Consider the following 18,024-nt stretch of genomic DNA (forward strand, 5'->3'; position numbering starts at 1 on the left):
CCGGCGTCATGCTGCTCGAAGTGCGGGACCTGCACGTGGAGTTCAGGACCAGGGACGGGGTCGCCAAGGCCGTCAACGGAGTCAACTACAGCGTGGACGAGGGGGAGACCCTCGCCGTGCTGGGGGAGTCGGGGTCCGGGAAGTCCGTGACCGCGCAGGCCGTGATGGGGATCCTCGATGCCCCGCCGGGGAAGATCACCGGCGGGGAGATCCTCTTCCGGGGCAAGGACCTGCTGAAGTTCAAAGAGGAAGAGCGGCGCAAGGTCCGCGGCGCCGAGATGGCGATGATCTTCCAGGACGCGCTGTCCTCGCTCAACCCCGTGCTCTCCGTGGGCGACCAGCTCGGCGAGATGTTCATCGTGCACCGGGGGATGTCCCGGAAGGACGCGCGCACCAAGGCGGTCGAGCTGATGGACCGGGTGCGGATCCCGGGTGCCGCGCAGCGCGTCCGGGACTATCCGCACCAGTTCTCCGGCGGTATGCGCCAGCGCATCATGATCGCCATGGCGCTCGCCCTGGAGCCCGCGCTCATCATCGCCGACGAACCCACCACCGCCCTCGACGTCACCGTCCAGGCCCAAGTCATGGACCTGCTGGCCGAGTTGCAGCGCGAGCTGCACATGGGGCTCATCCTCATCACCCACGACCTCGGAGTCGTCGCCGACGTCGCCGACAAGATCGCCGTGATGTACGCGGGCCGGATCGTCGAGTCGGCCCCGGTCCACGACATCTACAAGGCCCCGGCCCACCCGTACACGCGCGGCCTGTTGGACTCCATCCCGCGGCTGGACCAGAAGGGCCAGGAGCTCTACGCCATCAAGGGCCTGCCGCCGAACCTGATGCACATCCCGCCCGGTTGCGCCTTCAACCCCCGCTGTCCGATGGCCCAGGACGTGTGCCAGACCGACGAACCCGAGCTGTACGAGGTGGATCAACACCGGGGCAGCGCCTGCCACTTCTGGAGGGAGTGCCTCAATGGTTGAGTCAACGGTTGAGCCGATCCTGGAGGTTGAAGGGCTCGTCAAGCACTACCCCTTGACCCAGGGCATCCTCTTCAAGAAGCAGGTCGGTGCCGTCAAGGCCGTCGACGGGGTGGACTTCACGCTCAACAGGGGAGAGACCCTCGGCATCGTGGGCGAGTCCGGCTGCGGTAAATCAACCGTCGCCAAGATGCTGGTCAACCTGGAGCGGCCGACCGAAGGGTCGATCAAGTTCAAGGGCGAGGACATCAGCAAGATGTCCGGCAAGGAACTGAAGGCCGCGCGACGCAACATCCAGATGGTGTTCCAGGACCCGTACACCTCCCTCAACCCCCGTATGACGGTGGGCGACATCATCGGGGAGCCGTACGAGATCCACCCTGAAGTCGCGCCAAAGGGCGACCGGCGCAAGCGGGTTCAGGATCTGCTGGACGTGGTCGGGCTCAACCCCGAGTACATCAACCGGTATCCGCACCAGTTCTCCGGCGGCCAGCGCCAACGCATCGGTATCGCACGGGGGTTGGCGCTCCGCCCCGAGGTGATCGTCGCCGACGAACCCGTCTCCGCGCTCGACGTCTCCGTCCAGGCCCAGGTCATCAACCTCCTCGACCGCCTCCAGGACGAGTTCGACCTCTCCTACATCTTCATCGCGCACGACCTGTCGATCGTCCGGCACATCTCGGACCGGGTCGGGGTCATGTACCTCGGCCGGATCGTGGAGATCGGCAAGGACGAGGAGATCTACGACCACCCGACGCACCCGTACACCCAGGCGCTGCTGTCCGCCGTGCCCGTGCCCGACCCGGACGCGCGCGAGCACCGGGAGCGGATCATCCTCGCGGGTGACGTGCCGTCGCCGACGAACATCCCCTCCGGGTGCCGCTTCCGCACCCGCTGCTGGAAGGCGCAGGAGCGCTGCTCACTGGAGGTGCCGCTGCTCGCGGTACCGGCCGAGTTCCGGCTCGCGAGCGGGCCCGCCGCACACGACTCGGCCTGTCACTTCGCCGAGGAGAAGACGGTCGTACCCCAGGAAGAAAACCAGCAGGAAACCCTGGAAGCGCCCCCCGAAGCGACCCCGGACGATCTTGCGGATGGGGCGGAATAACACCACAAACAGGCATCAACCGCGTTAACACGCAGGCAACTCCGCCGACCCGGTCTCGATATACGGACGCGTCAACCTGAGTGACGTACGGCCGTGCGGGTGCCGTAAACGGACCGGGGCGCGCCATGTCGCCCCGGTCCGTTGCCGTACCTAGGCCAGGCCCAACGCCCGCTTCAGGAAGTCCACTTGGAGCAGCAGGAGGTTCTCCGCGACCTGCTCCTGCGGGGTCATGTGCGTGACGCCCGACAACGGCAGCACCTCGTGCGGGCGGCCGGCGGCCAGCAGCGCGGAGGACAGCCGCAGGGAGTGCGCGACCACCACGTTGTCGTCCGCGAGGCCGTGCACGACCATCAGCGGGCGCTGCGGGTCGGCGGGCGCCGACAGCCCGTCGTCCGTCACCAGACTGCTCTTCGCGTACGACTCCGGGTCCTTGGCCGGGTCGCCCAGGTACCGCTCCGTGTAGTGGGTGTCGTAGAGCCGCCAGTCGGTGACCGGGGCGCCCGCGATGCCCGCGTGGAAGACGTCCGGGCGGCGGAGTAGGGCCAGCCCTGCGAGCCAACCCCCGTACGACCAGCCGCGGATGGCCACCCGGGAGAGGTCCAGCGGATGCGACTTCGCGAGGTCCTGGAGGGCGTCGATCTGGTCGTCGAGGGAGAGTGTGAAGTCGCGGTGGATCGCCTTCTCCCAGGCCGGTGAGCGGCCGGGGGTGCCGCGCCCGTCGGCGACGAGGACCGCGAAACCCTGGTCGGCGAACCACTGCGAGGTGAGGTGGGCGTTGTGCGCGGCGACCACGCGCGGGCCGTGCGGACCGCCGTAGGGGTCCATCAAAACCGGAAGGGGACTGCTGCCGTCGTAGTCCTGTGGCATAAGCAGGGCGCACGGGACGCGCCGTGCGCCCCCCTCGGTGAACGTGATGCGCGGGGACAGACCGGGATCTTCGGCGTACGACGCGATCGGCACGGTCTTCTTGCCCACGCGCAGCACCTGGACCTGGGTGCCCGGTCGGTCCGGTACCGCCGAGATCAGCACGGTCACGCCCCCGGCGCGGACCGCCGAGTGCACGCCGGGCTCCTGCGAGAGGCGCTCCAGGCCGAGCTCGTTGACGCGGTAGACGTGCACCTCGCCGGTCTCCGGGGTCGGCGCGTCCTCGCCCGCCGACGCCGAGATCAACACGTGGTCGTCGGAGACGTCCAGCACCGCGCGGACGTGCAACTGCGGTCCTGTGAGCAGGCGTTCACCCACCGCGAGCACCCGGGCGCCACCCTCGTCGGCGATCCGCACGAGCCGTCCCGAAGGGCTCCAGCACGGCACGCCAGGGAAAAGATCAAGCCAAACTGGATCTTCGTCGGCATGCACCATCCGGGTCGCCCCCGAGTCGGGCTCCACGGCGAGGAACAGCTGGCTGCGCTGGTTCCGGGCCTGCACGAGCAGCAGCGGCGCACCCGCCGCTGACCAGTGCACTCGCGCCAGATACGGGTACCGGGCGCGGTCCCAGACGACCTCCGTGCGCGTCCCGTCGAGCCCGATCACGTACAGCCGCACGTCCGCGTTGGCCGTGCCGGCCGCCGGGTACGCGACCCGCTGCGGCTCGCGCTCGGGGTGGGCCGGGTCGGCGATCCACCAGCGCTGGACCGGCGTGTCGTCCGCGCGCGCGACCAGCAGCCGGTCCGACTCCGGCGACCACCAGAAGCCGCGCGTCCGGCTCATCTCCTCGGCCGCGATGAACTCAGCCAATCCATAGGTGACTTGGTCCGACTCCGGCTCGGCGAGCGCGCGGTCGCCGTCACCGTCGGCTCCCACGACGCGCAGGGCGCCGCCCGTGACGTAGGCGATGTGCTGTCCGTCGGGGGAGGGGCGGGGGTCGATCACCGGTCCCGGGACCGGGAGTTCGCGTGCCGTACCGTCCCGCAGCCCGGCCGTGAAAAGCCGCCCTGACAAGGCGAAAGACGCCAACTCGGCCTCGCTGTCGGTGGCGTAGCCGATGATCCCCGCGCCGCCCTCGCGGGTGCGTTCGCGGCGGGCCCGCTCCTCGGGGGAGAGGTGTTCCGAGGCGCCGCCCAGGAGGGCGCGCGGGTCGGCCGCCACGCGCTCCTCGCCGGCCGCCGGATCGAGGACCCAGAGCGCGTTCGCCCGGTCCGTGCCGGACGGGGAGCGCAGGAACACGACCCGGGAACCGTCAGGTGACACGGTGAACGCGCGCGGCGCGCCGAGCGTGAACCGCTGGGTACGGGCGTGCCGTCGGGGGAAGGAGTCAGCCTCGGTCGTCATGCCCCGACCATATTGGCCATGCGCCCCCTTGTGCGGCTGTGCGCCGAGCGATGCGCGAGCGCGGATAGTTATGATCACTAGCGCTGCGTGGGTATGAACCTGCTGGCTCCTGTATGGATTTGCTCTACCGATTTGCGCTAGGGATCCACCCCATGGATCCATTGCCCCCATAGTCCGACCCCCCTAGTCCCTGGGATCATTGGAGGTGAGCCGCCGTGGCACTCTCGATTTCGGCGGTGGTGCTGCTGGCGATCGTCGTCTTCCTTCTGGTCAAGAAATCAGGGCTGAAGGGCGGGCACGCGGTCGTCTGTGTCCTCCTGGGGTTCTATCTGGCCTCCTCGACCATCGCGCCCACGATCAGCGATCTCACGACGAACATCGCGAGCATGATCGGCAGCATCAAGTTCTGACGGCTCGCCTTTAGGGTGGGTCCATGACGGAACTGCCCGGCCGTCGTCTGCTGCTGGTGCACGCGCACCCGGACGACGAGTCGATCAACAACGGCGCGACGATGGCCAAGTACGCGGCCGAGGGTGCCCACGTGACGCTGATCACGTGCACCCTCGGAGAGCGCGGCGAGGTCATCCCGCCCGCGCTGCGGCATCTGTCGGGCGCCGGACTGGCCGAGGAGCGGGAGCGCGAGCTCACCGCCGCCATGAAGGCGCTCGGGGTCACGGACCACGGCTTCCTGGGCGGCTCCGGCAGATACCGCGACTCCGGGATGATGGGTACCTCGGACAACGACGACCCCGGCTGTTTCTGGCGGGCCGACGTCGACGAGGCCGCCGGACATCTCGTCGAGGTGATCCGTGAAGTGCGTCCGCAGGTCCTCGTCACCTACGACCCCGACGGCGGCTACGGCCACCCCGATCACATCCAGGCCCACCGTGTCGCCATGCGCGCGGCCGAACTCGCCGCCGACGCCGGGCAGTCGATCGCCAAGGTCTACTGGAACCGCGTCCCGAGGACCGTCGTGGAAGAAGGTTTCGCGCGGCTGCGGGACGCGCTGCCGGAGCTGCCCTTCGCCGAGACGGCCGCCGTGGACGACGTGCCGGGTGTCGTCGACGACGGGCGGATCACCAGCGTGATCGACGGCACCGCGTACGCCGCCGCCAAGGCCGCCGCGTTGCGCGCGCACGCCACGCAGGTCGAAGTGGCCCCGGACGCACCGTACTTCGCGCTGTCGAACGACCTCGCGCAGCCGGTGTTCACCACCGAGTACTACGAGTTGGTCCACGGGGTACCCGGTGGGGCGCCCGAGACCGACCTCTTCGAAGGGCTGGGCCTGTGATGAGCTCCACCAACGGCGGCAGTCTGCTCGCGCAGCCGCTGCAACGGCCGTCCGGGGTGCGGGTGTTGGCCTACCTCGGGCTCTTCGTACTCGGCGCTGTCGTCGGGGCGGCGGGGGCGCTGGTGCAGGCCGCGTGGTTCCCCGGGGGGCTGCTGCTCGCGCTCGTGGGCGCGGGCGGACTCTTTCTCGGCGGGGCGAGAGCGACCGAAGGACGGGGCGGGGCCGTGGCGCCCGCCGCCGGCTGGATGGTCGCCGTCATCCTGCTCACCGCCAGCCGCCCGGAAGGTGACTTCCTGTTCGGCGCGGGTGTCGGTTCCTATCTGTTCCTGCTCGGCGGGATGGCCGTAGCTGTGATCTGTGCCACGTTGGGTTTGGGGCGGCAACCAAGCAGCCCTGACGTCCGACTTGGCAAGTGACGTACCACTTCGCGGTGACGCGCGCGTGCGAGTCCGGTGTGGGTTTCCCCAGCGGCCGTGGGATACCGCCAAGAAGTGGCCAGTATGGTGGTGCGCGCCGCCGAGTCGCCCGTGGGTGTCGGGCGGCGGAGCCAACCGGGAGAACCTGCCTTGAGTCGTGAAACTGACACTCCGTCCTCCGGGCCCGACGGGCGCGGCGGAGCCGCTTACCCCTCGGGGACCCCGCCGTACGGGACGCCCGCGGCTTCCGACGACCGTACGGATGCGGGGCGTTCGGCCGCGCAGCCGGAGGAACGCAAGACCGAGACGACGCTGACGACCCGGATCCGGATCAACATCCCCGGTTCGCGGCCCATTCCGCCTGTCGTCGTGCGCACGCCCGTCGCGGACGCCGGGTCCGGCGACGGATCCACGACCGCCGAGGTGCAGCTGCCGAGTTCCGCGCTGCCCACGGCCGGGGTCGCCGAGCCGTCCGCCGAACTCGCGCTGCCCGGCGCCGAGGAGAAGACCAGCGACTGGTTCGCACCCCGCAAGTCCGGCCCCGCGAAGGGCGGTCAGGGCGGTGGCGGCACCAACGGCGCCGGAATTCCGGGTGGTTCGGCCGCGGGCACTCCGAGTGCGCCCGCTGCCGGTGCCCCCGGTGCGGGCCGGCCGGGTGCCGGTCGTCCCGGTGGTGTGGTCGGCGGCATGAGCGTGACGGGCGCCGTCCGGCAGGCCGCAGCGAACGGCGGCACGAACGGCGCCGGAATCGGCGGCGCCACCGGAGCCGGACCCGTCGCCCCCGGACACGGTGGCGGCACGGGTTCCTTCGACGTGACGGAAGCCCTGGCGGCCGGAAACGGACCGCGCCCGAACGGCGGCGGACCCAACGGCGGCCCCAACGGCGGCCCCGCCGAACCGCGCCGCGACGACCTGCCGTACTTCTCGGACAACGGCCAGGGCGGACAAGGTGGTTACCCCGGGCCCAACGGCCAGGGCGGACAAGGTGGTTACCCCGAGCCCAACGGCCAGGGTGGACAGGGCGGACAGGGCGGTTTCCCCGGGGGCAGTGGTCCCGGCGGGCGGGCCGAGCAGTTCCCCGGCCCGAACGGCCAGGGCATGGGTCCCGGCGGCCCGGGCGCTCCCGGTGGTCCGGGCGGACCCAACGGTTTCAACGGCCCGAACGGACGCGGCGGCCAGGGCGGTCCCGAGGGCCCCGCGGGCCCGACCGGCGGTCCGGTCACCGGCAACGGCCTGATGCTCCCGCCCGGCCCCATGGGCGGAGCACCGGGCGCGCCCAGCACGCTGAGCGGTTACGCGGACGGGCCTGGAGCGGGCGGCACGAACGGCGCCGGTGGCCCCGGCGGTCCCGGCGCTCCGGGTGCGGGTTCCGGCCGGCACGGCGGCGGTCGCGGCAGGGGCCCTGGCGGTCCTGGCACGGGTCCTGGTGGTCCCGGCGGTCCCGGCACGGTCTCCGGCGGTCCGGGTACGGTCCCCGGCGGTCCCGGCACGGGCCCCGGCGGCCCGGGCACGGTCCCCGGCGGCGCGAGCATCCCCGGCATGATCCCCGGCGGTGGTCTCAGCGACGACACCGCGATCCTCACCCCGCAGAAGCCGGCCCCCGAACCCGGTGGCCCCGGCTACGGCGCCCCCGCCGACCAGGTCTCCGGACACACCGTCACCAGCGGCATGCCGGTGATCCCCGGCAACGGCACCTCGCCGTTCGGCCCGGGCACCCACCCCGACGGACCGCTGCCGCACACGCCTCCGAAGCTGCCCGAGCCCGGTGCGGCGCAGAGCGCGCCCGCCGCGGCCAAGAGCACCGGCAAGAGCGCCAAGAAAAAGAAGAAGGGCCGCAGCAAGCTGGTCCTGCTCTGCGTCGGCGTGCTCGTCATCGGCGGCGGCGCCTACTGCGCGGGCCTGCTGATGAACCACACCGACGTGCCCAAGGGCACCACCGTGCTCGGCGTCGACATCGGCGGCAGCACCCGTGACGACGCCGTCAAGAAGCTCGACGAGGCGTTCGGCGACCGCGTGGACAAGCCGCTGAAGCTGTCGGTCGGCGGCAAGACGGTCTCGCTCAAGCCGGACCAGGCGGGGCTCCAGTTCGACACCGCGGCCACGGTCAGCGCGGCCGCCACCAGCGACTACAACCCGGTCTCCGTGATCGGCTCGCTCTTCGGCCAGCACCGGGTCGTCGCCCCGGTCATGCCGGTCGACGAGGAGAAGCTCGCCGCCGCCCTCTCCGACCTCGGCGGCGGCTCCGGCTCCGGCGCGGTCACCGAGGGCACGATCCAGTTCACCTCCGGCAAGGCCGTCGCCGTCTACGGCAAGGCGGGCAAGGCCATCGACGCGGCCGCGTCCACCCAGGCCGTCGAGGAGGCGTACCGCACCGAGGTGGAGACCGGCACGGCCACCCCGGTGACCGTGCCGACGACCACCAAGCAGCCGACGGTCTCGAACGCCGAGGTCGACCGCGAGATGAAGGCGTTCGCCAAGCCGGCCATGTCCGCGAAGGTCACCGTCCAGACCGACGCGGCGCACTCGGTCCCCCTGAGCCCGCAGAACTCGCTGTGGAAGTTCCTCAGGGTGACGGCCGTCAACGGCAAGCTGGTCGACAAGCCCGACCTGACCGCCCTGAAGGAGCTGTACGGCCAGACCTTCGACGGCGTGCTGATCACCCGGGCCAACGGCAAGAAGACCGCCGTCACACCGCAGGACGTCTACCTCGCGCTGCGCCAGGCCCTGACCAGCACGACCGACCGGGTCGCCGTCATCGACACCGACCCCAGCTAGCGCACGACCGCACGAGAGGGCCACCCGGCACCGGCGCCGGGTGGCCCTCTCGTCGTATGACATCTGTCATGCGGCACACCGGACCGCCGACACTGCCGGGCACCGGCCCCCGGCCGCCACGATGGGTGGCATGACGACAACAGCGGGGACCGCCACCACAGCGGTGGTCGGGTTCGACCAGGTGAGCAAGAGCTACGGCGAGGTCCGGGCCGTGGACGGGCTGTCGCTCGTGCTGCACCCGGGGGAGACGGTGGCCCTGCTGGGGCCGAACGGGGCCGGGAAGTCGACCACCCTCGATCTGCTGCTCGGCCTCAAGCAGGCCGACACCGGCAAGGTCGAGGTCTTCGGGACCAGCCCGCGGGACGCCATCGTCGCCGGGCGGGTGGGCGCGATGCTGCAGAGCGGCGGGCTGATGGACGAGGTCACGGTCGCCGAACTGGTCAGGCTGGCCTGCGACCTGCACCCCAAGCCGTACAAGGTCGCCGACGTGATCGCCCGTGCGGGCATCGCGCAGATCGCCGACCGCAAGGTCAACAAGCTCTCCGGCGGCCAGGCCCAGCGCGTCCGCTTCGCCCTCGCGACCGCGGGCGACAGCGACCTGATCGTCCTCGACGAGCCGACCACCGGCATGGACGTCACCGCCCGCCAGGCCTTCTGGGCGACCATGCGCGAACAGGCCGACCAGGGCCGTACGGTCCTCTTCGCCACCCACTACCTCGAAGAGGCCGACGCCATCGCGGACCGCGTCCTGGTCCTGCACCGCGGCCGCCTGCTCGCGGACGGCACCGCCGCCGAGATCAAGGCGAAGGCAGGCGCCCGCAAGGTCGCCTTCGACCTGGAGGGTGAGATCGACGAGACCCCGCTGAGGTCCCTCCCCTTCCTCACCAGCATCACTGTGTCTCATAGCGGCTCCGCCGCGGGCACCGGCTCCACGATCCGCATCCAGTCCACCGACGCCGACGCGACCGTCCACGCGCTCTACGGCCTCGGTGTCTACCCCCGCAACCTCGAAGTCGCCGGGCTCGGCCTGGAGCAGGCCTTCGTCGCCATCACCGCCGCCGAGGAGGCCAAGCAGTCATGAACAGCCTGATCAAACTGGAACTCACCCGCGCCCTGCGCAACCGCAAGTTCCTGTTCTTCTCGGTGATCTACCCCTCGGCCCTGTTCCTGCTGATCGCGGGCAGCGCGGGCGGCACGGACAAGATCGACGGCACGGGCCTGACGGTTGCGACGTACATGATGGTCTCGATGGCCTCCTTCGGCGCCCTGACCGCCGTCCTGATGGGCAACAGCGAGCGCATCGCGAAGGAGCGGGAGAGCGGCTGGGTACGGCAGTTGAGGCTCACCACACTGCCCGGGCGCGGCTATGTGATCGCGAAGACGGCCAGCGCCGCCGTGGTCAGCCTGCCCTCCATCATCGTCGTCTTCATCGTCGCCGCGACCGTGAAGGACGTACGGCTGGAGGCCTGGCAGTGGCTCGCGCTGACCGGCGCGATCTGGGCCGGGAGCCTGGTCTTCGCGGCGCTCGGGGTGGCCATCGGGTACATGGCGAGCGGGGACGCGGTCCGCCCGATCACGATGATCACGTACTTCGGACTGTCGATGCTGGGCGGCCTGTGGATGCCCGCCACGACGTTCCCCGACTGGCTGCAGTCCATCGCGAAGTGGCTGCCCACCCACGCGTACGCTGCGCTGGGGCAGGCGATCGAGCAGAGCCACTCGCCCCACGCCAAGGACGTCACCCTCCTCGTCGTCTACTTCGCCCTGTTCGCGGGCGGGGCGGCGTGGCTGTACCGGAAGGACACGCTGAAGGCGTGAGCGCGATGACCGAGGACCCGCTGCCGGAGAAGGCCCGGATGGAGCGGCTGATCCGGATCGGACAGCCGCCCCGCGACCGGGGCGAGGTGCTGCGCAAGCTGGTGTGGATCCTGCCCTGGCTGGTCTTCCTCGGAGCGCCGGTGCAGGACCTGCTGGCCGACCACCACACCACCGCGGCCACGACGGCCGGCTGGGCGGGCCTGGTGGCCTTCACCGCGATCTACCTGGCCGTCGTCTTCCGCACCATGGGCCGCCCCTACTCAGGCTGGCTCGTCGGCGCCATGGTCGCCGTCCTGTGGGTACTGGCGGTGGTCCTGACCGTCTCCCTCGGCCACCCCTGGCTCGGCCTCTTCGTCTACGTCTCCGTCACCTGCGGCGTCACCCTCCCGCTGACCGCCGCGTACTGGACGATCCCGCTGACCACCGCCGCGATGATGCTGGCGGGCTGGTTCGTCGACGACCTGGACGACGCCTGGGGCCTGTTCCTGATCGTGCTGCTGGTGGGCTACTCCATGACGGGCGTACGGCAACTGGTGCGCACGACGGTCGAATTGCGCAAGGCGCGGGCCACAGTCGCCCAACTGGCGGCGAACGAGGAGAGATTGAGGCTGGCCCGAGACCTCCACGACCTGCTCGGCCACTCCCTCTCCCTGATCACCCTGAAGAGCGAACTGGCCGGTCGGATGCTCCCCGACCACCCCGACAAGGCGGCCCAGCAGGTCGCCGACATCGAACAGGTCAGCCGCCAGGCCCTGGTGGACGTCCGCGAGGCGGTCACCGGCTATCGCCGTCCCCGTCTGGCCGGCGAACTGGCGGGCGCGCAGGTCGCGTTGACGGCGGCGGGAGTCATCGCGGACCTCCCGGCGGAACCGGACCTGACGACGGTGGCCGAGGACAGCGAGTCGGCCCTCGCCTGGGCCCTGCGCGAGGCGATCACCAACGTCGTACGACACAGCGGCGCCCAGCGCTGCGTGGTCGAACTGGTCCGACGCCAGACGCTGGACGGCCCGATGCTGGAACTCTCCGTCGAGGACAACGGCTCGGGCGGCTCCGGCAAGGGCCCCGGCAACGGTCTGACCGGCCTCACCGAGCGCCTGGAGAAGGCCGGCGGCTCCCTGGAGACGACCCGCCTCAAACACGGCTTCCGGCTGGTGGCACGGGTGCCCGCCGACGCCCCGGCCGCTGTGACGGACGTAGGATCGCCCGCATGAGCCGCACGATCAAGGTCCTCCTCGCCGAGGACCAGTCGATGGTCCGCGAGGCACTGGCCGCACTCCTCGGCCTGGAGGACGACATCGAGGTCGTCGCCCAAGTCGCCCGCGGCGACGAGGTGTTGGAGGCGGCCCGGCAACACGCCGTGGACGTGGCCCTCCTCGACATCGAGATGCCGGGCTGCACGGGCATCGAGGCGGCGGCCCAGGTCCACAAGGCACTCCCCGAGGTGAAGCTGGTGGTCCTGACGACCTTCGGCCGCCCCGGCTACCTCCGCAGCGCGATGGAGGCGGGAGCGGACGCCTTCCTCGTGAAGGACGCCCCGGCGGCCCAACTGGCGGCAGCGGTACGGAAGGTACTCGCCGGTGAGCGGGTCATCGACCCCACCCTCGCGGCAGCGGCCCTGGCGGAGGGCGCCAACCCGTTGACCGATCGCGAGCGGGAAGTACTGCGCGCGGCGGCGGACGGCTCGACGAACGCGGAACTGGCGACGGCCCTCCACCTGTCCCAGGGCACGGTCCGCAACTACCTGTCGACAGCGATCCAGAAGCTGGCGGTACGGAACAGGGCAGAGGCGGTACGCATCGCAAGGGAAAAGGGCTGGCTGTAAAACCCAGGCCGGGGTCAACCCCCTAGGGGCGCGGGGCTGTATCGATTTGCGGCTCCGCCGCGTGGGCGCGACCAGCCACGACGCACCCGCAGACGCAAGACGACAGAATCTCAACGGCGCATAGGCGAAGGTCAGTTCAACATGGCCCGCGCCGATTGCGCCTTCCCCCGCACCAGATCCGCAGCAGCCTCATCCACGGCAGCGACAACCTCGGCGTAGGCATCCAACTCAGCCGCACCGGTCAAGAAATCCCCGCGCCGCACGAGCAGTTGAGCCCGCTCATACCGCAACTCCGCAGGATGCGAAGGCAGCAACAGCGCCAACTCCACAGCCCACAGGGCGACATCACCCCGGTCGGCCCGATCCGCGGCCCACGCCCGGATGTTGTTCAGAACGCGAGTGACAACCTCCAGCGGTGCCGCGGGCGCGAACACCGAGGCCTCCGGCGAACCCCCTGCCAACACCCGCCCCCCGTCGAACGGATCGGCCAGCACCCGCTCGTCCCCCGCCCCGAACCCCACCACGAAATGCCCCGGCAACCCGACCCCGTACACCGGCGCCCCCGCCCGCCGCGCAACCTCCATCCACACCACGGACAACAGGATCGGCAACCCACTCCGCCGCCGTAGCACCGCGTGCAGCAACGAGGACTCCAGCCGCTGATAGTCACCGGGCGAACCCCGGAACTCGAACCGCTCGCCCAGGAGTTGGCGCAACGCGCTCGCCCAGGCAGCGGGCCCGCCGGGGCGATACGGCAGCTGCCCGGCCAGCCGGTCCAGCTCCACCTGCACCGAGTCGATGCCCGCGTCGTCCAGCCCGCCGTCCGCCGCGGCCCCCACCAGCAGACACAGCGTCGCGAGATCGGGCCGCTCGGCCCGAGCCTCCTCGGCGAACAACTGCCGCACCTCGGCGGCCCGTTCAGCCGAAGGAGGGCAGGGCGAAGACGCGGCGAACTCGAACCCGAACCCGTTCACGACGAACCGTCGCGGTAGTGGTGATAGGCGTGGTGCGCGGAGAACCCCATCCCTGAGTACAACGCCCGCGCCCCCACGTTCTCCGCCTCGACCTGCAGCCACGCGGCCGAGGCCCCCTCCTCCAGCGCCCGCGAGGCCAACGCGGCCATGACGACCGACCCCAGCCCCCGCCGCCGTAGCGCGGGATCCACCTCGACCGCGGCGAACCCGGCCCATCGCCCGTCGACGACACACCGCCCGATGGCCGCGGGTTCCACGCCCTCGCCGGGCACGGTCGCGAACCACACCGAGGGCCCGCTCCCGAGCACCTTCAGGGCCACCTCGCTCACCCCCTTGCGCTGATAGCGGGCCAGCCACGCCTCGTCGGCGGACCGGGACAGCTCGACCCCGGAGGCGTCCGCGCGGTCGGCGACTGGGGCCAGCGCACCGACCCACAGCTCGGCGGTGACCTCACGGGTCCAGCCGCGCTGTTCCAACTCGGCGCAGAGCAGCTCCTGCGTGCCCTCGGCGCCGGTCGCGGTCTGGACGTACGCGGGCAGGCCCCGGTCGCCGTACCAGCGTCGTACGGCGGTCAGGGCCTCGTCGAGGGGCAGGCCGGGATCGCCGAGCGGCAGGACGGAGTTGGCGCGGCGGGTGAATCCCGCGGCGGCGCGCAGCTCCCACGCGCCGAGCCGCTCGCTCTCCACCGGCCGCCACGCGCGCGAGGAGACATGGGCGAGCTCCGGGTAGGTGGCGGACGGTCCCCGCCGACGGGCCGGAGCGGCCGGCACGACCTTGCCCGCGACCAGCGAGGATTCCGACATACGGACGGACTCCCCACCCTTCCGTGTGATCGTCAGCACACCGCTGTCCCATGATGTGAGAACACCCACCGTGTCGGTGAACTTCTCCGTCGTGTCCTCGGTATCTGTCAAGCGCCTGACAGACACCCGTTTGCCCACGTCAGCAGCGGTGATACGGACCTCAAGACGCCCAGCCGCAGAGATTTCCACAGGTCAGTTCACCCCTCCTGTATGGATCACGCCCCGGAACGGAGATACTAGGTGCGGGCATGGACGACGCCGCGCTCCAGCGCGCCTGGCGGCGGAGCCTACGGAGGCCCGCCAGCGCCCTATCGAGGAGGAACGACAGCGTGACCTACGTCATCGCGCAGCCTTGTGTAGACGTCAAGGACAAGGCGTGCATCGAGGAGTGCCCGGTCGACTGCATTTACGAGGGCTCCCGGTCCTTGTACATCCACCCGGACGAATGCGTCGACTGCGGAGCCTGTGAGCCGGTCTGCCCGGTCGAGGCGATCTTCTACGAGGACGACACTCCCGAGGAGTGGAAGGACTACTACAAGGCCAACGTCGAGTTCTTCGACGAGCTCGGCTCCCCGGGCGGCGCCAGCAAGCTGGGCCTGATCGAGCGCGACCACCCCTTCGTCGCCGCGCTGCCGCCGCAGAACCAGTAAGAGCGGCCCGCACAGAGGCGCCGCCTCGGTCCCGTACGGCCTGATCACGCCCGATCAGCGCCCTACGGGGCCGAGGCGTTTGCCGTGGCGGCCGTACCGAAGAAAGTGAGCGAGTAACCGTGTCCGCAGTCACCGACCGCCTGCCCACCTTCCCCTGGGACAAGCTGGAGCCGTACAAGAAGACGGCCGCAGCGCACCCGGACGGCATCGTCGACCTGTCGGTCGGCACCCCGGTGGACCCGGTTCCCGACCTCATCCAGAAAGCGCTCATCGGCGCGGCCGACTCGCCCGGCTATCCGACGGTCTGGGGCACACCGGCACTGCGCGACGCGATCACCGGCTGGGTGGAGCGCCGCCTGGGCGCCCGCGACGTGACCCACCGCCACGTCCTGCCGATCGTCGGCTCCAAGGAACTCGTCGCCTGGCTCCCGACCCAGCTGGGCCTGGGCCCCGGCGACCGGGTGGCCTACCCGCGCCTCGCGTACCCGACGTACGAGGTCGGCGCCCGCCTGGCCCGCGCCGAGTACGAGACCTACGACGACCCGACGACCCTCGCCCCCGAGGGCCTGAAGCTCCTCTGGCTCAACTCCCCGTCGAACCCCACCGGCAAGGTGCTCGGCAAGGACGAACTGAAGCGCGCGGTCTCCTGGGCCCGCGAGCACGGCATCCTGGTCTTCTCCGACGAGTGCTACCTCGAACTGGGCTGGGAGGCCGACCCGGTCTCGGTCCTCCACCCGGACGTCAACGGCGGTTCCTACGACGGGATCGTCGCGGTCCACTCCCTCTCCAAGCGCTCGAACCTCGCCGGTTACCGCGCGGCCTTCCTCGCCGGTGACCCCGCGGTCCTCGCCCCGCTCCTGGAGATCCGCAAGCACGGCGGCATGATGACCTCGGCCCCGACGCAGGCGGCAGTGGTGGCAGCCCTAGGGGACGACACCCACGTCCAGGAACAGCGCGAGCGCTACGTGTCCCGCCGCACGCTGCTGCGCGAGGCCTTGCTGAAGCACGGCTTCCGCATCGAACACAGCGAGGCGAGCCTCTACTTGTGGGCAACGAGGGACGAGTCCTGCTGGAAGACCGTCGCCCACCTGGCCGACCTGGGCATCCTCGTAGCCCCGGGCGACTTCTACGGAGAGGCGGGCGAGAACTTCGTAAGGGTGGCTTTGACGGCAACGGACGAGCGAGTACAGGCAGCTGTAAACAGGCTCAGCTGAAGGTCTTTTGCTTTTAGGGGCGCGGGGAACTGCGCGACAAGCCCCCACCGGCTGGCACTTGACGAACGACCGTAAGAAGGGGTCCAGGGAAACTCCCCGGACCCCTTCAACGCAGCCGCAATAAAACGCAGCCGGATTAGCCGAGCGGCAGCCCCTTCAGCGGCAGCTCCTGCGCCGTGGGCAACCCACCCTTGGTGACGGCGTCCGTAGGCAGCCCGCCACCCGACGTCGCCGTCTTCGCGGTCTCACCAAGCAGACCCCCGGCCTGCCCAGCCGTGTCCCCGGCAACATGCTGCGCAGCCGGAGCCACGGTCTTGGCAACCTTCCCGCCGGTCTTGCCTGCGGCCGGCACCGCCTTCTCCAGCGTCTGGCCACCGGACTTGCCGGCGACCCCCGTGACGTTCTGGCTCGCGCCGTCGACCGTGTTGCCGACGCTCGCCCCGTCCAGGGCGGTCAACGCGCCCAGGTTCGGGGTGGCCGGCAGGGAGGGGGCCGCACTGGCGGAGCCGGCCGCACCGACCCCGGCTGCCGCTCCCGCTGCGACGAGCAGCGCGGCACGGGCGATCCGGCGGGTCAGGGGGAGGGACATGATGCTCCTTGTGTTGATCTCCGGGCTCGGACGCAGTGACTACCGCTCGAAGCGCGCGAAGGTTGCGGAGCGGCAACGTAAAGAGTTGGCAATGCGTCGCATTATCAGCTACGGATAAAAACGGACAAAGAGCGCCCGGTGTGAAAGCCCGCCACATGCTCGCAGCCCTTTGTTTTCAAGGACTCTGGCGCACGCCAGGGTGACCGCACGAAAACCTGAGCACACCCGGACGGGCATCGGCCATGCATAACCCGTACGGGTGATGACCCGTACGACTGCCCGGCCACCGCCCCGCGGCTACTTCTGGCCGCCCTGCCGCTCGGTCACTATCCGCACCCCGCCGGAGGCGTTCGCGGCGGTCGAGTGCCACGGGTCGTCCGCGCTGCCGGCGGCCCACTCGCGGCCCGCGTACGACACGCGCTCGATGTGCAGCACCGAGGAATTGGCCACCGCCCAGTGCGCGAGCTGCCAGCCGGTCCGTGTGCTGCCGGACCGCACCGGCAGGGTCACCGTGCTGCTCCCGCCGCTCGCACTCGCGCTGGGGGACGGCGTCGACTTGGCCGTCGACTTGCCCTTGGAGGCGGACCCGCCGGTCACCTCCGCGCCCGTCTCCTTCAGTACCGTGCGCCCGAAGTCCCGTACCAGCGCGGCCCGTACGGCGTCCGGGCCGGTGTCCGCCTGGGTGGTGTCCGGGAGGCCCTGGCAGGTCAGCGTGGCGGCCGCCTGCCCGGTGAGGGCGGCGGACAGCAGCGTGGCCTCGGGCTCGTGCTTGGCGTACGCCTCCGGGAAACCGCTGCGCTGCACGCGCTGGGCTGCGACGGTGAGGGGCAGCTGCTGGTAGTCGTCCACCTTGGCCAGGTGCTCGTAGAAGACGCCCGCCGCGTACGTCGGGTCCAGGATCTCCTTCTTGGTGCCCCAGCCCTGCGAGGGCCGCTGCTGGAACAGGCCGAGCGAATCCAGGTCGCCGTGCTGGATGTTGACCAGCTGCGACTCCTGGAGGGCGGTCGCGAGCGCGATCGTCACGGCCCGCTCCGGCATCCCGCGCCCGGTGCCGACGGCGGCGATCGTCGCCGCGTTCATCGTCTGCTCCTGCGAGAACTCGTACTGCTGGCCGTCGTCCTTCCCGGAGACCACCTTGCAACCGGGCCCGCCCCGGCCGCCGGTGACGTACTGCACGACGAGATAGCCCGCGACCGCGAGCAGCACCACGAGCGCCGAGGAGAACCGGAAGAGGCGGCCACGGCGACGCTTCTTGGGGGTGGGGGACTGGAGCATCCCCACAAGGTAGCGGAGGCTCCTGTTACCGCTGCGCCGGGTGT

The 18,024-nt window shown here is 70.7% G+C and carries 17 protein-coding genes; 12 read left to right on the forward strand and 5 right to left on the reverse strand.

What is annotated here, in order from left to right; all coding sequences use genetic code 11:
• Positions 1-8 precede the first annotated feature (8 nt).
• A complete protein-coding gene (locus R2B38_RS27540) occupies positions 9-983 on the forward strand; it encodes an ABC transporter ATP-binding protein (RefSeq protein WP_318018657.1) in 975 nt (324 codons plus the stop codon).
• Entirely contained in the window at positions 976-2,085 is a 1,110-nt protein-coding gene (locus R2B38_RS27545) for a dipeptide ABC transporter ATP-binding protein (RefSeq protein WP_318018658.1), read from the forward strand. Before R2B38_RS27540 ends, R2B38_RS27545 begins: the two co-directional genes overlap by 8 nt.
• A gap of 150 nt (positions 2,086-2,235) precedes the next feature.
• Here the strand turns inward: R2B38_RS27545 and R2B38_RS27550 are convergent, their stop codons facing one another.
• Positions 2,236-4,353 (reverse strand): S9 family peptidase, encoded by a 2,118-nt coding sequence (locus R2B38_RS27550; RefSeq protein ID WP_318018659.1) that lies wholly within the window; start codon positions 4,351-4,353, stop codon positions 2,236-2,238.
• Between the two features lie 215 nt (positions 4,354-4,568).
• On the opposite strand from R2B38_RS27550, the gene R2B38_RS27555 reads away from it, so the two are divergent.
• The 8 genes from R2B38_RS27555 to R2B38_RS27590 all read left to right on the forward strand — a co-directional run bounded on the left by R2B38_RS27555 (position 4,569) and on the right by R2B38_RS27590 (position 12,475).
• Positions 4,569-4,763 carry a hypothetical protein gene (locus R2B38_RS27555; RefSeq protein WP_019058412.1) on the forward strand — a complete coding sequence of 65 codons (195 nt, stop codon included), beginning with the start codon at positions 4,569-4,571 and terminating at the stop codon, positions 4,761-4,763.
• A 23-nt stretch (positions 4,764-4,786) separates the two neighbouring features.
• On the forward strand, positions 4,787-5,644 hold the full coding sequence (mshB, locus tag R2B38_RS27560) for an N-acetyl-1-D-myo-inositol-2-amino-2-deoxy-alpha-D-glucopyranoside deacetylase (protein WP_318018660.1): 858 nt from the start codon (positions 4,787-4,789) through the stop codon (positions 5,642-5,644).
• On the forward strand, positions 5,644-6,060 hold the full coding sequence (locus R2B38_RS27565) for a DUF6113 family protein (protein WP_318018661.1): 417 nt from the start codon (positions 5,644-5,646) through the stop codon (positions 6,058-6,060). The genes mshB and R2B38_RS27565 overlap by 1 nt, the downstream gene beginning before the upstream one ends.
• A 150-nt stretch (positions 6,061-6,210) precedes the next feature.
• On the forward strand, positions 6,211-8,835 hold the full coding sequence (locus tag R2B38_RS27570; protein ID WP_318018662.1) for a hypothetical protein: 2,625 nt from the start codon (positions 6,211-6,213) through the stop codon (positions 8,833-8,835).
• A 130-nt stretch (positions 8,836-8,965) separates the two neighbouring features.
• Complete coding sequence (locus R2B38_RS27575; protein WP_318018663.1) at positions 8,966-9,916, forward strand: ABC transporter ATP-binding protein; 951 nt, start codon at positions 8,966-8,968, stop codon at positions 9,914-9,916.
• On the forward strand, positions 9,913-10,653 hold the full coding sequence (locus R2B38_RS27580; protein WP_318018664.1) for an ABC transporter permease: 741 nt from the start codon (positions 9,913-9,915) through the stop codon (positions 10,651-10,653). The genes R2B38_RS27575 and R2B38_RS27580 overlap by 4 nt, the downstream gene beginning before the upstream one ends.
• On the forward strand, positions 10,650-11,864 hold the full coding sequence (locus tag R2B38_RS27585) for a sensor histidine kinase (protein WP_411978501.1): 1,215 nt from the start codon (positions 10,650-10,652) through the stop codon (positions 11,862-11,864). The genes R2B38_RS27580 and R2B38_RS27585 overlap by 4 nt, the downstream gene beginning before the upstream one ends.
• Positions 11,861-12,475: a response regulator transcription factor gene (locus tag R2B38_RS27590; RefSeq protein ID WP_318018665.1), complete on the forward strand. Its 615-nt coding sequence runs from the start codon at positions 11,861-11,863 to the stop codon at positions 12,473-12,475. Before R2B38_RS27585 ends, R2B38_RS27590 begins: the two co-directional genes overlap by 4 nt.
• A gap of 131 nt (positions 12,476-12,606) precedes the next feature.
• On the opposite strand, the gene R2B38_RS27595 is transcribed toward R2B38_RS27590, so the two are convergent.
• Together R2B38_RS27595 and R2B38_RS27600 are read right to left on the reverse strand one after the other, a co-directional pair.
• Positions 12,607-13,449, reverse strand: coding sequence for a transglutaminase-like domain-containing protein (locus tag R2B38_RS27595; RefSeq protein ID WP_318018666.1), 843 nt, complete (start codon positions 13,447-13,449; stop codon positions 12,607-12,609).
• Positions 13,446-14,441, reverse strand: a complete 996-nt coding sequence (locus tag R2B38_RS27600) for a GNAT family N-acetyltransferase (RefSeq protein WP_318018667.1) — start codon at positions 14,439-14,441, stop codon at positions 13,446-13,448. The genes R2B38_RS27595 and R2B38_RS27600 overlap by 4 nt, the downstream gene beginning before the upstream one ends.
• 140 nt (positions 14,442-14,581) lie before the next feature.
• On the opposite strand from R2B38_RS27600, the gene fdxA reads away from it, so the two are divergent.
• Both fdxA and R2B38_RS27610 read left to right on the forward strand, forming a co-directional pair.
• On the forward strand, positions 14,582-14,902 hold the full coding sequence (gene fdxA / locus R2B38_RS27605; protein ID WP_019058397.1) for a ferredoxin: 321 nt from the start codon (positions 14,582-14,584) through the stop codon (positions 14,900-14,902).
• Positions 14,903-15,021: 119 nt separating this feature from the next.
• Positions 15,022-16,116, forward strand: coding sequence for a bifunctional succinyldiaminopimelate transaminase/glutamate-prephenate aminotransferase (locus tag R2B38_RS27610; protein ID WP_318018668.1), 1,095 nt, complete (start codon positions 15,022-15,024; stop codon positions 16,114-16,116).
• Between the two features lie 136 nt (positions 16,117-16,252).
• Here the strand turns inward: R2B38_RS27610 and R2B38_RS27615 are convergent, their stop codons facing one another.
• Both R2B38_RS27615 and R2B38_RS27620 read right to left on the reverse strand, forming a co-directional pair.
• A complete protein-coding gene (locus R2B38_RS27615; protein WP_033286804.1) occupies positions 16,253-16,705 on the reverse strand; it encodes a hypothetical protein in 453 nt (150 codons plus the stop codon).
• 297 nt (positions 16,706-17,002) lie between these two features.
• On the reverse strand, positions 17,003-17,980 hold the full coding sequence (locus tag R2B38_RS27620) for a heavy metal transporter (protein WP_318018669.1): 978 nt from the start codon (positions 17,978-17,980) through the stop codon (positions 17,003-17,005).
• Between the last annotated feature and the right edge of the window lie 44 nt (positions 17,981-18,024).

Origin of the sequence: Streptomyces sp. N50 (assembly GCF_033335955.1) — a bacterium.
Lineage (GTDB): Bacteria > Actinomycetota > Actinomycetes > Streptomycetales > Streptomycetaceae > Streptomyces.

Excerpts from the sequence above, each read along its gene's own strand:
- R2B38_RS27540 (WP_318018657.1), top strand. The coding sequence starts at position 9 with ATGCTGCTCGAAGTGCGGGACCTGCACGTGGAGTTCAGGACCAGGGAC.
- R2B38_RS27545 (WP_318018658.1), top strand. The coding sequence starts at position 976 with ATGGTTGAGTCAACGGTTGAGCCGATCCTGGAGGTTGAAGGGCTCGTC.
- R2B38_RS27550 (WP_318018659.1), bottom strand. The coding sequence starts at position 4,353 with ATGACGACCGAGGCTGACTCCTTCCCCCGACGGCACGCCCGTACCCAG.
- mshB (WP_318018660.1), top strand. The coding sequence starts at position 4,787 with ATGACGGAACTGCCCGGCCGTCGTCTGCTGCTGGTGCACGCGCACCCG.
- R2B38_RS27565 (WP_318018661.1), top strand. The coding sequence starts at position 5,644 with ATGAGCTCCACCAACGGCGGCAGTCTGCTCGCGCAGCCGCTGCAACGG.
- R2B38_RS27575 (WP_318018663.1), top strand. The coding sequence starts at position 8,966 with ATGACGACAACAGCGGGGACCGCCACCACAGCGGTGGTCGGGTTCGAC.
- R2B38_RS27580 (WP_318018664.1), top strand. The coding sequence starts at position 9,913 with ATGAACAGCCTGATCAAACTGGAACTCACCCGCGCCCTGCGCAACCGC.
- R2B38_RS27590 (WP_318018665.1), top strand. The coding sequence starts at position 11,861 with ATGAGCCGCACGATCAAGGTCCTCCTCGCCGAGGACCAGTCGATGGTC.
- R2B38_RS27615 (WP_033286804.1), bottom strand. The coding sequence starts at position 16,705 with ATGTCCCTCCCCCTGACCCGCCGGATCGCCCGTGCCGCGCTGCTCGTC.
- R2B38_RS27620 (WP_318018669.1), bottom strand. The coding sequence starts at position 17,980 with ATGCTCCAGTCCCCCACCCCCAAGAAGCGTCGCCGTGGCCGCCTCTTC.